At 50.5% G+C, this 13745-nt stretch carries 11 protein-coding genes; 6 read left to right on the plus strand and 5 right to left on the minus strand.

What is annotated here, in order from left to right; all coding sequences use genetic code 11:
* The first annotated feature begins 232 nt into the window (after positions 1-232).
* Complete coding sequence (locus tag H6F72_RS13265; RefSeq protein ID WP_190436018.1) at positions 233-676, plus strand: hypothetical protein; 444 nt, start codon at positions 233-235, stop codon at positions 674-676.
* On the opposite strand, the gene H6F72_RS13270 is transcribed toward H6F72_RS13265, so the two are convergent.
* From H6F72_RS13270 to gcvT, 4 genes are all read right to left on the minus strand, one after another.
* Positions 673-1395 (minus strand): hypothetical protein, encoded by a 723-nt coding sequence (locus tag H6F72_RS13270; RefSeq protein ID WP_190436020.1) that lies wholly within the window; start codon positions 1393-1395, stop codon positions 673-675. The genes H6F72_RS13265 and H6F72_RS13270 overlap by 4 nt on opposite strands.
* A 63-nt stretch (positions 1396-1458) precedes the next feature.
* Positions 1459-1875, minus strand: a complete 417-nt coding sequence (locus H6F72_RS13275) for a hypothetical protein (protein ID WP_190436023.1) — start codon at positions 1873-1875, stop codon at positions 1459-1461.
* 107 nt (positions 1876-1982) lie between these two features.
* A complete protein-coding gene (locus H6F72_RS13280) occupies positions 1983-3998 on the minus strand; it encodes an S-layer homology domain-containing protein (protein WP_190436024.1) in 2016 nt (671 codons plus the stop codon).
* A gap of 353 nt (positions 3999-4351) precedes the next feature.
* Positions 4352-5497, minus strand: coding sequence for a glycine cleavage system aminomethyltransferase GcvT (gcvT, locus tag H6F72_RS13285; RefSeq protein WP_348252093.1), 1146 nt, complete (start codon positions 5495-5497; stop codon positions 4352-4354).
* Between the two features lie 149 nt (positions 5498-5646).
* Here gcvT and H6F72_RS13290 point away from each other — a divergent pair, with 149 nt between their 5' ends.
* The 3 genes from H6F72_RS13290 (at position 5647) to H6F72_RS13300 (ending at position 9189) form a co-directional block, all read left to right on the plus strand.
* Positions 5647-7830 carry an OmpA family protein gene (locus H6F72_RS13290; protein WP_190436028.1) on the plus strand — a complete coding sequence of 728 codons (2184 nt, stop codon included), beginning with the start codon at positions 5647-5649 and terminating at the stop codon, positions 7828-7830.
* 207 nt (positions 7831-8037) lie between these two features.
* Entirely contained in the window at positions 8038-8691 is a 654-nt protein-coding gene (locus H6F72_RS13295) for a M23 family metallopeptidase (protein ID WP_190436031.1), read from the plus strand.
* A gap of 150 nt (positions 8692-8841) precedes the next feature.
* A complete protein-coding gene (locus tag H6F72_RS13300; protein WP_190436034.1) occupies positions 8842-9189 on the plus strand; it encodes a helix-turn-helix domain-containing protein in 348 nt (115 codons plus the stop codon).
* Between the two features lie 101 nt (positions 9190-9290).
* On the opposite strand, the gene H6F72_RS13305 is transcribed toward H6F72_RS13300, so the two are convergent.
* On the minus strand, positions 9291-10301 hold the full coding sequence (locus H6F72_RS13305; RefSeq protein ID WP_190436037.1) for a phosphoribulokinase: 1011 nt from the start codon (positions 10299-10301) through the stop codon (positions 9291-9293).
* A gap of 571 nt (positions 10302-10872) precedes the next feature.
* Here H6F72_RS13305 and petH point away from each other — a divergent pair.
* Entirely contained in the window at positions 10873-12129 is a 1257-nt protein-coding gene (gene petH / locus H6F72_RS13310; RefSeq protein WP_190436040.1) for a ferredoxin--NADP reductase, read from the plus strand.
* A 171-nt stretch (positions 12130-12300) separates the two neighbouring features.
* Positions 12301-13626, plus strand: coding sequence for a homoserine dehydrogenase (locus H6F72_RS13315; protein ID WP_190436043.1), 1326 nt, complete (start codon positions 12301-12303; stop codon positions 13624-13626).
* The last annotated feature ends 119 nt before the right edge of the window (positions 13627-13745 follow it).

A 13745-nucleotide genomic window follows, 5' to 3' on the forward strand; every position in this document is an offset into this window, starting at 1 on the left:
TCCTGTAAATCTCCCTCTAGCTTCTAGCACAGACAGCAACAGCTCCGGTAAACATAGAGATGCAACCATCCGTAGCATCCCTCAGGCTAACGAATGGAGCCCTAATTAATCAGCAATTCTGCCCTGACAAACCTGCGATCGCCCTCACTAATATGTTGAGAAGTGTGGCTGACCTCTCCAGGCATCACTCACTCTCACCTCACTCCTCGCTACAGATCTAGGTTTAGTCAGCATGTTTAGCAAATTCTCTAAAGTGGCGATCGCGATCGCTCTCTCCAGCGCCGCCATCAGCACCTCAACCCTCAAAGCTGAAGCAGTCACCAATCCCACCACTACACCTCCTGGTACTGCCTCAGCCGAGATTAGCCTAGCCACTCACCTAACTCAGGCAAACATAAAAATGTATGGTGCCTATAACTGTCCTTTTAGCCTGCTCCAGCGGCAATTGTTTGGTGAAGCCGCATTCAAGCAAGTGACCTATATCGAGTGCAACGCCAACGGCAAAAATGCCCAGGCCAGCCTTTGTCAAGCATTGCAAATCAAACAAACCCCAACTTGGGAAATTGGCGGACATCTTTATTCCGGTGTCCGCTCCTTAGAGCAATTAGCCCGTCTCTCTAAGTACCAAGGATTCACTCACTTTCAGCAAGCTGAATCCTTGGTAAACAGCTTCTAGCGGCAGGCCGCTTGACTAATCAACATGCCATTACTAGTAGGGTTGACAGACTTGAGCTGCGATTGTTGCTGGCTTGTGGTTGAGTCGTAGGGGCAAGCCAAGTGCCCTCCCGCCCGGACTAGAAAGTCATCAAAGTCTCGGTCTTGAGCATTGGGCTTCACAATCACAGACCCCGTATCATCCCAAATAATGGCGATGCCTTGGTCGGCCAGGTTGCCCAGCCCTCCCTCAAATCTCACCAATCTGCTGCCATTGGTTTGGTTTTGGAAATTGGTGGAATAAAGTACGCCAGCAGGTCGTCCCTGAAAGCTAGACTCCAAATAGAAGGCATAGCGAGTATTGGCTTGAAACTCAAACTCAGCCAAAGGCTCAGGCACCGTATTGCCCGGCGTGCCCAAGAAATCATCGTTATCGCTAGTACCAATGTCAGAACTGTAATCCGAGGGTTCCATCAACGCTTGAGGATTGTCAGAAGGCTTCACTTCCGTAAACAGCGGCGTCCTCTCTCCCGTGTCTAAGTTCACAATCCCAAAAATGGACTGGTACGCCCCGTTGGATTCAATAAACTCAAACTCCACAATCGTATCCACATCAAAGCGGATACCTTCTGTGCCAAAGATTTCCTCAGCTTGGACTGGAGCCGCCAATCCTCCCAATAAAAAGCTGCTCGCGATCGCGCCTAGCCACCACCCAATACTTCCAGCCTCTTTGTTTCGCATTGCCTGCCTTCCCATAGAGTTACTCCTCACTTAGACCACTGCCAACCCTCAACGCTGGAATGGTTACCAAATCTTCAAGTTCGCGCTTTTGAGTTGTTCAACTTGGGAACTATCCAAACCGCTGAGAAATTCCTGCGACGCTCTAATCGCTTCATTCAAGCGAGACAAAGCTGGATTCACACATTCTTCACCAGGCCCACGAGCAAAGCGCCGGGGCACACGGGTCACTGCCTGCTCAGTCGTGTTGTAGGCATTGCGAGCCGCCGTTAATTCTTGAGCCAGCCGATTTGCAGTTGCCAGGGTGTCAGGGTTCAGACCAGGTCTGGAAGGAAACCGGGGAGCCGTATTGTTAAAAACATTAGTGCCACTTACATCCGACTGATTGTTGATTTGAACTTGAGCCTGAGCCGAACCTGCAAAACAGCTCCCTCCCACTAAAGCAACTCCAACAATCCAACTCGCCCACCGCTTACTACGCATAAAGTTACTCCTGACTCCATCATCAAATTTTGGGGTTAAACTTTGCGGTTCAAGAGAAGGTAAAAGATTGGTCGCCCTTGATCTTCGACCTTCTCAGATTTCAGATACTAAAACTTCCAGGAATATCCCAGTCCTACTACAAAGCGAGCCCCATCGCCTGCACCAGCAATATCTCTCACGGCTGGAGTGATTACCAAGCTTTGATTTTTGAATGGCACAATTGAAAGACCTGCCGCTAAGTCTTCGCCTGTCCATTCCACTAAGGCACTCACAGGGCGAACAACTCTCACGGCCAAGCTGCCAAAGACGTTGAAGTTATCTTTATCTTCAAACACATCATCTTCCGTTCGGAAACGACCATTGCCAATCCCTCCCGTGAGAGCAACTCGGCTGAATGGCGTGTTCAAATCTGGGCGAGTTCGGAAGATTTTAGTTGCGACTGCATAAATCGAGTCTTTAAAGTCTTCGTTGAATTCGTCACCAATCGTGATGAACCCATCCCAGCCCAAAGCAGCAGCAAAGTCTTCAGAGAAGGCGCGGTGAAGTTTCACATTGAATCCACCAGTGCCAAAGTCTCGGTTGCCTCCAAAGCTAGCCAGCGTATAGGACAACTCAACGCCTACATTTCTCCGGGCATCTCCTAAACCTACACCAAACCCAACTGCGGCATCATCTTTGTCACCGTAGCGAGTGCGTTCTTGATAGGTAGCACTGATAAAGCCAGTGCCGTTATCAGCTCCAAAGCCTACCGGGTTAGCAATGCTGAGAGCTGGCGATCCTTCAAAGACATTGCCGAAATTTTCTGACTCAGTTTGCACAGCTTGCAAGCGAGTCTGCAAGTCTTGAATCGTTTCCTCGGAAGGAGCTGCTGCTGTCGTCGGCGTGGTTGGCAATGTCTGCGCGGGTGAAGTGGTAGGGGTTTCAGCCGTAGTTGCTGCGCCAGCAATGTATTGGGCTGCTGTGGTGCTTGCATCCAGCGCTGATACTTCACCTGTTTGCACTAAGGCTTGGTAAATAAAAGCCGCTACCTCAGCTCTAGTGGCTAATTGCTGCGGGTTCAGCGCTCTCACGTTTGGATAACTGACAACCAAGCGCTTGTCAGTTGCGATCGCTAAATCAGTTCGCTCTGCCGTTGACACCTGGGCCGCATCTTCGAAATAAGTTTCTAAAATATCGGCACTGGTTGACTCCGAGGTCAATTTCAAGCCATTGACTAAGCCCACCAGCGCTTGGTTGCGGGAGATACCCTGGTCGGGAAGAAACACATTGTTGCCAGATGCGGAGACGAACCCAGAACGGTAGGCTTCGTCGATGGCGCTGTAAGCCCAGTAGTTCGTGGATACATCCGAAAACTGTACCGAGGTACGGACGGGTTGCACTTGGAAGGCTTGCCGCACGATCGCAGAAAATTGGGCTCTGGTCACTGTAATGTCGGGTCGAAAGGTGCCATCGGGAAAGCCACGCACCACATCCCTGGATGCCAACGATTCAATCACGCTTTGCGCCCAGTGGCCTTGAATATCTGAAAACGAGCTAACTTGGGCTACCTGATATTCGCTTCTAGAGCTGGATACAGGTGCGATCGCAGGGTTAGATTCACGACGCTGAGGTGCCAACTCAGGTCTTAGAGTTTCTGCTCTAGTTTTAGGGCTAGGCGTAATTGCGGTTGGTTCAGCAGCAGTTAGTTGTTTCGGTTGTGCCGCCACAACCGGAGTTTCAGGGCGATCGGCCTCTGAAGCAACCACTGCGGATTGAGAGTCGGAGACTGACACAGATTTGTCAGTTACATCCGGTGCTGGAACTAAATCATTGATCGTTACGGCTGACTCCACTGATGCAGATGACCAACCTAGCTGGGCATCTGGAAGAGCTGTGGCTGCAAATTCAGTAACCGAAGCACTTTCTGGAGGCGCGATCGCGGGTGTGGTGACTAAATCAGCCGCGTTAGTTGAAACGACAGAGCTGCCAGGTTCTGGGACTGATGCCAATGGAACGACCACATCTGCCTTAGCTTCTGGCGTTAAGCCAGCTCCTACTAAAGCTAACAATGTACAGGTAGCCACGGTGCGAACATAACTCACCGTCTCTTTTTGCACCCAATGTTGCCAAACAGCACGCAACAAAAATCGCTTGTGCTCATTTGTAGTGTTGCTATTTGGACTCTGAAGAAGCCTGCGATCGCTCGGTATCATGACTGAACCACTCCTACTACCCACCAGGAAATTTCTTGTCTGTCGTGAACATTGCTCAGACAACATTCACATCCTTGCCAACTGGCAGCCAGCACCCGATCTGATCTCGCTTACAGGCTGTTAGGTTGAGTATCCGCATAAAACAGGATCAACCGTCGAAAAAGCTAAAAAACTTCTCCTAATCATGAGCGAGTCGGCAGGTGATGGCAAAAAATTTTTGGAAATATTTAAAGATTTTAGGTAGCGTAGCAAGACTAGCGGCAATTTGCTAGATCAGTTGAGCATCACAGACTGGCTTGTCGCCGATAAAAGGGGCGCTTTACCACTTCCCCTGAATAGAATTTGCCGCGAATCTCTACATTGAGTTGCTGCCCCACTTTGCTCAAAGCTACGGGGACATAAGCCAGCGCGATCGCTTGCTCTAAAGTGGGTGACCAACTACCACTAGTTACCTCGCCCACCGTTTGTCTCTCATGCACCACCGGATAGCCATGCCGCGCAATATTGCGCCCTGCCATCCTCAGCCCTACTAAGCGCCGTTGCACACCTGCTTGCTTCTGTTGCTCCAACACCGATCGCCCGATAAAGTCGCCTTTAGTGTCTAGATGCACCAACCAGCCCAAACCTGCTTCTAAGGGTGTGGTGGTTTCGTCAATATCTTGGCCGTAGAGGGCCATTGCCGCCTCTAAACGCAAGGTGTCCCGACAGCCCAAGCCACAAGGAGTCACACCTGCCGCCAGCAGCGATCGCCATAGTTCTACACCTGCCGCTGCATCAACCATGACTTCAAAACCATCTTCTCCGGTATAGCCTGTGCGAGCGAGGAAACCGAGTTGACCCAAGACTGGAGCTGCTAAATGACCAAAGGGCTTAACGGCACTCAAGTCGGCTTCAACTAAGGGTTGGAGACAGGCGATCGCTTGAGGGCCTTGTACGGCAATCAGGGCTTTTTCTGTAGACAGGTCTTGAAAATCCACCTGGCCCAAATCCAGATGCTCGGTCAACCAAGTTTTATCTTTTAACGTGGTGCCCGCATTGACAATTAGCACTACCGTTGGTTGCCCTGCTGCATCTTCTCCTTGGTAATACACAATCAAATCATCCACAATACCCGCTTCTGGCGTGAGCAAAACGGTATATTGGGCGGCACCAGGTTGGAGCCGAGCTAGATCTGAGGGCACTAAACGCTGGAGTTGCTCAATTACTTGGTGGCCCTTCAGCACAAATTTGCCCATGTGGGAGATGTCAAACATTCCCGCTTGCTGCCGCACCGCTTGGTGTTCTTGAGCAATGCCGACATACTGCACAGGCATCTCCCAGCCAGAAAAGGCAGTCATGCGAGCTTTCAGGGCTACGGCATGCTCAAATAGTGGGGTCCGGGCCAAGGGCAGAGGAGTTGCAGCATTGTTTGCATCGCTTAATGAGGCCACAGCTTTGAATTCCGTTCGAGTAAGACTGTATTGATCCTACGGGAAACTACTACCAGTTGCTTTAACCGTTAGGGTCGCTGATTCTGGGTCAGCAAAATCAGGGTAAACTCTGAATCACTTCGTTGATCGTCACCTTCCATAGCTTGACCATGCCTGCATCCTACCGCTTCCAATCGGCTGCTCTCCTAGGACTTTGGGTTGGCCTCACAGAAATTGCGATCGCGCCCAGCGTCACAGCTGCTCCCAGCTCTGAGACTAATCCCTCACCTGCGCCACATTTACGGGTAGTGGTCAACAGCAATCAAGATGGGCCGATCCAGCCAGATACAGCCATAACCCTGCGAGAAGCGATCGCCCTAACGAATGGCACCCTGGAGCGCGATCGCTTGAGTACCGAAGAACAAGCTCAAGTCACAGCCCTAAGTGCCGATGCCCCTTCCCGCATCGAGTTCAGCTTACCTGCCGAGCAAACAACAATTCGTCTCACTTCAGTTCTACCACCGCTCGCTCGCCCTGGCTTAGTTATCGATGGCAGCACGCAACCCGGATATGATGCAGAAAAATCGGCTACGGCTGAAATCAGCATTCCGATCCCAGTAGTCGCTATTACTCCCGCGGAGGGTCAGGAAGTCTTTCGGGGGCTAACTGTCGTTGCGGACAATGTGACGATTCGCGGCCTCAGCCTTTACGGATTCAACTCCCGTCGTCAAGTACCCGCCAGCACTCCGCCTGCCGATATTTTTATTGCACACCGTTTACCACCCCCAGACACCAGCCAGCAGCAACCTCCCAACGCCAACTTCCCGTTTGGTGCTGAAGACAAACCGCCGCAGAACGTCACGATTGAGAACAACTGGTTAGGCCTAACCATTAATGAACAGATGCCTACCAATCCCTCAGCGTTTGGTGTTTCTGTGTTTAACGGAGTCGGCACCGTGATTCGGCGCAACCGGATTGCCAACCATGAAGGCAGTGGCATTATTACGGCGGTGCGGGCGGAGAATACCCAAGTTACAGAAAACATTATTGTGGGCAACGGTATTGCGGGGATGCCCGACGCGATTCGCTTGGAAGGTGTGATCGATCGCTCCCAAATTACGGCTAACTTGATTTGCGGCAACGATGGCAGTGGCATTTACTTGTTTAAGCCTGATGGATCAGTCCAGATTCAAGCCAACCAAATTAAGCTCAATGGACGACGGTTGCGGCGAGCCGCAGTCTATTTAATGGGCAATCAGCATCAAGTGATCAAGAACCAGATTAGCTACCAAACGGGGCCTGGAGTCGTAGTCACTTCTTACCCCAAGAGCGATCGCAACTTGATTCAAGACAACGAATTTGCCGCCTTAGAAGGACTCAGCATTGATCTGAACACGCAGCAGAACGTAGGCGTGCAAGACTATCAGCGTGGTGATGGTCCCAATCCCCCCCGCAATTCGGGCAATCGCCGCTTAGATACGGGGAACTCAGCCATTAATGCCCCTCAGTGGCTCAGTTCCGAATTCGTTCTGCTCAATGATCAAGTAAATGTGGATGGCAAAGCCGATCCGGGTACTCAAGTCGAGATTTATCGAGTTGAAGCCAGGAGCCAGGAGTCAGGAGTAAAGAGCAAAGCCATTAATCTGTTTCCGGGTTATGCACCCTTAAGCAAAGCGATCGCCACCGCAACAGCCAACGAAAAAGGTCGATTTAGCGCCACCTTGACCAACGTGCAGCCCGGCGAGCAAATTAGCGCGATCGCCACAGATAGCCGTTACGGGACCTCCGAGCCAGCCGCCAACGCCACTATCCGCACCACTCAAGGTGCTGCGGCTCCTCCCACATCACCTACGCCAGTTACAGAAGTGCCCCGTTGCACCACTCCCCCCGTGGCTCAGGTGCCACCCACACCTCCAGTAGAACCTACACCAACTCCACCTCCCATTCGGTTGCGCGTACCTAGAAACATCCACTTTGCTCTCGACAAAGATATTGTCAGCCCAGAGAGCGCGGCAGTGCTCAATCAAATCGCTGAGGTGCTGCGAGAATATCCTTTCATCGTGGTGGATATTGAAGGCCACACTGACCCTCGGGCTAGCGATGCCTACAACTTAGATCTGGGTCGTCGTCGAGCTTTAGCAGCCAGAAATTATTTACTCCGTCGAGGCGTTGCACCAGAACGGTTGACCATTCGTTCTTTGGGCGAAACCCAACGTAAAACTACTGGTGCCAGTCGCGTAGATTACGCTCGCGATCGCCGAGCCGAATTTACCTTCCAAGACATACGCGGTGTAGACATCATCTTTGAGTCTCAAGAAGAAGACTTGCAAATTGAACCTGGGGGTAGCAGGTAAGTTACATCCGTAAATTCCGTCAAATCACCAGGCCCTTTAAAGCAACTGGCTGGGTGGAGATCCGTGTGAACGCCAGTTAATTCTCCATGCGTTCCAGGCAAAGTGAGGGCTATGCGATTTACTAGCTTTATTGCTAGGAGCAATCGTGTTTTTGGTGTGAAATAGGGTGTCCTCGCTCAGTCCTTTATCGAATTGAACGAACCACGCATGACGATCCCATCCTCAAACTGCCGTCCCCTGCAATTGCTACTAACTGCATCATTAACGATAGGTAGCTTAGCAGCCGGATTGCTAGATCCAGCGATCGCAACTCCCCAAAATTACCGGATTCAAGTTACTACCAATTCAGCCACTGGCTCCATCAAACTGATTCAAGTACCAGTGCCAAGTTATCCTGTCGCGGCCTCTAGACCATCCAGTTCGAAGCCCAATTTTGCTTGGCCCACAGATTCCTCCCTCCAAGCAGGTTATATTTGGCCCGTCAAAGGCGTCGTCACCTCTAGATTTGGTCCACGTTGGGGTCGCATGCACAATGGCATCGATATTGCTGGCCCTGTTGGTGCGCCGATTCAAGCAGCAGCAGATGGAATTGTGATCAGTGCTGGCTGGAACCAGGGTGGGTACGGCAACTTAGTCAAAATCCAACACCTGAATGGCAGCGTCACCTTTTACGCTCATAATCAGAGAATTTTGGTGCAGCAAGGCCAGCAGGTGCGGCAAGGCCAAATCATCGCTGAGCTAGGCAGTACAGGTAATAGTACTGGCCCTCATTGCCACTTCGAAATTCGCCCCCAAGGACAAAGCGCTGTTAATCCGATCGCCTATCTTCCCAGTACGGTGGCTCAGCAATTCACTCACTAATTCTCTCTAGAAAAACTAGTGCTGCACCAAATCAGATTTGCGATTTTATATTGGGCAGTTCACTCGACCAAGCAAAATTAACTTGAGGCAACGCTAGGGGCTAAATGTAAGGTATAGACTAGAACTCTAGATACTACCCCAAAAGATACTATGGAGCCACAAGTTGAGAGCCGCGATCGCGTCACCTGTGCTGTAGAAACGACACTAGGCGTGATTGGTGGGCGTTGGAAGGTTTTGATTATTCGCGAATTATTTCCTGGAGTAAAACGCTTTGGAGAGTTACACCGAGCGTTGAATGGCATCACCCAAAAAATGCTGACGCAACAACTGCGAGAAATGGAACAAGACGGTTTAGTGCATCGCCAGGTTTACCTGCAAGTCCCACCCAAAGTGGAATACTCCCTGACTCCCCTTGGCGCAACCCTCAAGCCAATCTTGAACTCCATGCACGAATGGGGAACTAAGTTTTTGGAGAGCCAGGAGTTAGACCAGATTTGACCTCAGCCAGCGATCGCCATATTGCCATCAACGCCATAGAAAAAGCGCGAGACCTCAGCCTCGCGCCCTAGTAATACAGCCTGTGATGGAAACAAAAAGCTTTAGACGTTAGCTGCTACTTTGGTCTTCGCTTCTTTAGACGTCAAACGCTCGTAAGTTGCCCGCATCTTCAGACCCGTCAGCACTTGGAATAAACCAGTACCGTTGTTCGAACCGGGATACTCACGGTGTTGCAGCAACAGATGAGTCACTTCACCTTCGTACTTAGCCGAAGTCTTGCTGAGGTGCTTCTCAATGTAGATTACTTCCTCTAGCTCGTCGAACTGACCATCCACTTCCAGCACGGAAACGCTGTGATCGTAGTAGGTATCAGGACCGTAGAACATCTTGATACCGGGATACGAGCAAGTAAGCTTACGACCACAAGGAGTCCAGTCGATAGTAGAGCCTTCATCAAACAGATAAGCAGGCTCGAATCCTTCAACCCCATCTTTCTGCACCATGCGAACGCGCAGAACTTTGCGCTCCGTTTCACCTTTGATCAGGTTAGTGGGTAGTACCTGAATCACTACATCAGCGTGGCCTTTTTGCGGATCGATATAAGCTTCGAAGTCAGGGCGACGAGCATTGATGGCTGCCATGACATCGTCATAGGTGTGACCACGCTCGGCCATATCTCGCTGAATCTTCCAAGCGATCTTCACTTCGTCACTGATGTCGAGGTAAACGCTGAAGTCAAGCAGCGATCGCACCCGCTCATCATGCAGAGGATGCAAACCTTCAATCACGATGATGTGATTAGGATCAATCCGTTCTGGAGGATCGAGTTCGCCCGTTTCGTGGTTGTAGATAGGCTTATCAATAGACTGGCCGTTCTTCAGAGCTTTGACCTGCTCGTACATCAAGTCAAAGTTGTTAGCACGGGGATCAAGGGCGGTAATCCCGGTCTCCTTACGTTGCTTCCGGTCCAGACTGTGGTAGTCGTCGAGGCAGATTACGGTAACAAAATCTTCCCCAAACAAATCTGTCAATCGGCGCAAAAATGTAGATTTACCGCATCCGGAGTCTCCGGCAACGCCAATTAAAACCACGCGGTCTGGCTTACTGGTCATAGATTCCCTCTAACGATCGTTGAATAGACTGTTCACTAACTGAGTTTTGAGCAGATTCACTCTAGAGCCCGGAATTCACGCCCGAAGTGGGTAGTGCGGCTTAGAAGGCTGGCACAGAGGCAGATGCAAAACAAACGTGCAGCAAAAGAGCTACCGCTTATCCTGAAGAAGCTTTTCTAGTAAGTATTTAATACTACTTTAACAGTTCATCTTACCAGAACATGATCCCCTCTACAAGTTCAGCCTGAATTGAAAATTAGCTCGGTTCCTATCTATGCTAAGGTTAATTGCGCATTTTAAAGAAATGAAATTGGCTCGACATTGACATTCTTTTCCTGACTAACCTTTTATGCTTTGGGTAGCCACGAGAAAGAGGCCGAGATATTTCGGTCTTCCGATACTCTAGAAGTAGGCATGGCTTCTATAACTGCGTGATGTAATTGCGTGATGCAGATTTAATCTTTCAGTCCTTTGAGACTTGCGATTGAGGCGTAGGGCTAACATTAATGGGAGCCAAGGACGCTTTGTAGCAAAATGTTAAGTTAAGTTGGGTTCGGAGATATCTATAGCAATGTTCAATTCAAGTGCAGCGGGCGGTGCTGGCAACACGGCTTCCGGTAGCCGTCTCTTCCGCTATGAAGTCGTCGGTCTGCGTCAGAATTCGGAAACGGATAAAACGAACTACCCCATTCGTCGCAGCGGTAGCACCTTTATCACAGTGCCCTATAACCGCATGAACGATATGATGCAGCGCATTCTGCGTATGGGCGGCAAGATTGTTGGCATTGAGCCACTCAATAGTGAAACCCTTACCAACGGTAATGCGGCTGCTAGTAAAAGTTCGCAGTCAGCGCAATCTGCTCCGGCGGCTCAACCCGCTAAGATGCAAGCAGATTCTGCTCCAGCAGCAGGTGCAAAGCATGAGGCTCTATTCGAAGAAAATGTTCCCGTTAACATTTATCGTCCGAATAGCCCCTATTTAGGCAAATGTGTTTCTAACGAGGAACTAGTGGGCGAAGGCGGAATTGGCACCGTTCGCCACCTGATTTTTGATGTTTCTGGCGGTGATTTGCGCTACCTAGAAGGTCAAAGTATTGGTATTATCCCACCCGGAATTGATAAGAAAGGCAAACCCGAAAAGCTCCGTCTGTACTCGATCGCGTCTACTCGGCATGGCGATCATGTCGATGACAAAACTGTTTCTTTGTGCGTGCGTCAGCTAGAGTACAAGCACCCTGAAACAGGCGAGACCGTTTACGGAGTTTGCTCTACCCACCTCTGCAACCTCAAGGAAGGCGACGAAGTTAAAATCACGGGACCAGTTGGGAAGGAAATGCTCCTGCCTACTGATCCCAATGCCAACGTGATCATGTTTGCCACTGGAACGGGTATTGCACCTTTCCGGGCTTACCTGTGGCGCATGTTTAAGGACGCTGAGCGTCAAGCCAATCCTGGCTACCAATTTAAGGGTTTTGCTTGGTTGGTCTTCGGCATTCCCACCAGCCCCAACATTCTCTACAAAGAAGAGTTGGAAGAAATTCAGCAAAAGTATCCAGAAAACTTCCGCCTCACCTGTGCCATCAGCCGGGAGCAAAAGAATGCCTCTGGCGGTCGGATGTACATCCAAGACCGTGTAGCTGAGCACGCAGATGAACTGTGGAAGCTGATCCAGCAGGAGAACACCCACACCTACATTTGCGGTCTCAAAGGTATGGAAGGCGGCATTGATGAAGCGCTGTCTGCTGCGGCTGCCAAAGATGGCGTGACCTGGAGCGATTACCAGAAGCAAATGAAGAAGAGCGAGCGCTGGCACGTAGAAACCTACTAAGCCGCGATCGCTCCGTGAATGCTCCGCTGAGCTGAAGTCTCAGAGTGTCATCACTAGCAGTTAAACTAGCCCTAGAGTTTGGATCGATTGGGAAGCAACTTTTCTTCCTGAAGATTCAAACCCTAGGGCTTATTCGTTTGTCAGAACTTATTGGAATTTGGGATAACGGTTGTGACCTTCAAAGTCGGTTTGCTAGGGCTAGGAACAGTGGGCACGGGTACAGCACAGATTTTGCTCGATGCAACGCAGCGCCACCCTTTGTTAAAGGAGTTAGAAATTCATCGAGTTGGGGTGCGATCGCTCGACAAATCCCGTGAAATCGACCTGCCCGCTGACTTACTAACCACGGATCTCGAATCCATTGTGACCGATCCCAACATTGATATTGTGGTTGAAGTGATGGGAGGTTTAGAGCCTGCGCGATCGCTGATTCTTCAAGCCATTGCTCATGGTAAGCATGTGGTCACGGCCAATAAAGCTGCGATCGCCCGGTATGGCGCTGAGATTTTCACCGCTGCCAACGAAGCAGGAGTATATGTACTGCTAGAAGCAGCGGTAGGCGGGGGAATTCCAGTAATTCAACCCCTCAAGCAGTCACTCGGGGCCAATCGTATTGATACGGTCATAGGGATTATCAACGGCACTACTAACTACATCCTGACCCGGATGCAAAATGAAGGCGCTGACTTCGCTGAGGTGCTAGCAGATGCTCAACGATTGGGTTATGCCGAAGCCGATCCCACCGCTGATGTAGACGGCCTAGATGCAGCCGACAAAATTGCGATTCTAGCTTCACTCGCCTTTGGCGGACGAATTAAATTAGCAGAAGTTCATTGTGAAGGCATTCGTCAGGTCAGTGCTGCTGATATTGCCTACGCGGAGCGGCTCGGTTTTGTAATTAAGCTGCTAGCGATCGCCAAACGCAACACAGTCTCTACTGAGAACGCACCGGAGCAGCTCCAAATCCGAGTACATCCAACTCTAGTTCCCAAGTCTCACCCTCTTGCCAGCGTCAACGATGTCTACAACGCCATCTTGGTGGAAGGTGACCCAATTGGGCAGGTGATGTTCTTTGGTCGTGGTGCAGGGGCAGGCCCAACGGCTAGTGCTGTGGTGTCAGATATACTCAACATTGCCGCTATGCTGCAAGCTAATTTAGTGCCAGTTTCCACTCAGCCCACTCAAGCTGCGCATCCCCTCCTAGCTTGCTCTCACCAGCACTACAGCGCGATCGCACCGATGACAGACCTAGTGACCCGCTTTTACGCCCGATTTCTCACTAAGGACTACCCTGGCGTCATTGGCAAACTAGGTACCTGCTTCGGCAACCATCAAGTCAGCTTGGAATCCGTTGTTCAGATCGGCAATCAAGATGGTTTAGCAGAAATCGTCGTCGTTACGCACGATGTCCCAGAAGGAAACTTTCGCCAAGCCCTAGAAGAAATCCGCAGCTTGTCATCAATCAGCAGTGTCTCTAGCGTGCTACGAGTGCTTTAACTTTGCAACATAAAATCCAGCTCTAAGAAAAGCCTCATTACTTAGAGCTGGATCGATAGGATTCTAAGGTCTTGGTATGAGCTTGAAACAGTGAAACCCTGGGGGCTTTGTCTGACTGA

Source organism: Trichocoleus sp. FACHB-46 (genome assembly GCF_014695385.1).
In the GTDB taxonomy this organism is placed as follows: Bacteria; Cyanobacteriota; Cyanobacteriia; order FACHB-46; family FACHB-46; genus Trichocoleus.

What these genes read in the sequence shown, in the direction of transcription:
- H6F72_RS13265 (WP_190436018.1), top strand. Translation starts at nt 233, where the DNA reads ATGTTTAGCAAATTCTCTAAAGTGGCGATCGCGATCGCTCTCTCCAGC.
- H6F72_RS13270 (WP_190436020.1), bottom strand. Translation starts at nt 1,395, where the DNA reads ATGCGAAACAAAGAGGCTGGAAGTATTGGGTGGTGGCTAGGCGCGATC.
- H6F72_RS13275 (WP_190436023.1), bottom strand. Translation starts at nt 1,875, where the DNA reads ATGCGTAGTAAGCGGTGGGCGAGTTGGATTGTTGGAGTTGCTTTAGTG.
- H6F72_RS13290 (WP_190436028.1), top strand. Translation starts at nt 5,647, where the DNA reads ATGCCTGCATCCTACCGCTTCCAATCGGCTGCTCTCCTAGGACTTTGG.
- H6F72_RS13295 (WP_190436031.1), top strand. Translation starts at nt 8,038, where the DNA reads ATGACGATCCCATCCTCAAACTGCCGTCCCCTGCAATTGCTACTAACT.
- H6F72_RS13300 (WP_190436034.1), top strand. Translation starts at nt 8,842, where the DNA reads ATGGAGCCACAAGTTGAGAGCCGCGATCGCGTCACCTGTGCTGTAGAA.
- H6F72_RS13305 (WP_190436037.1), bottom strand. Translation starts at nt 10,301, where the DNA reads ATGACCAGTAAGCCAGACCGCGTGGTTTTAATTGGCGTTGCCGGAGAC.
- petH (WP_190436040.1), top strand. Translation starts at nt 10,873, where the DNA reads ATGTTCAATTCAAGTGCAGCGGGCGGTGCTGGCAACACGGCTTCCGGT.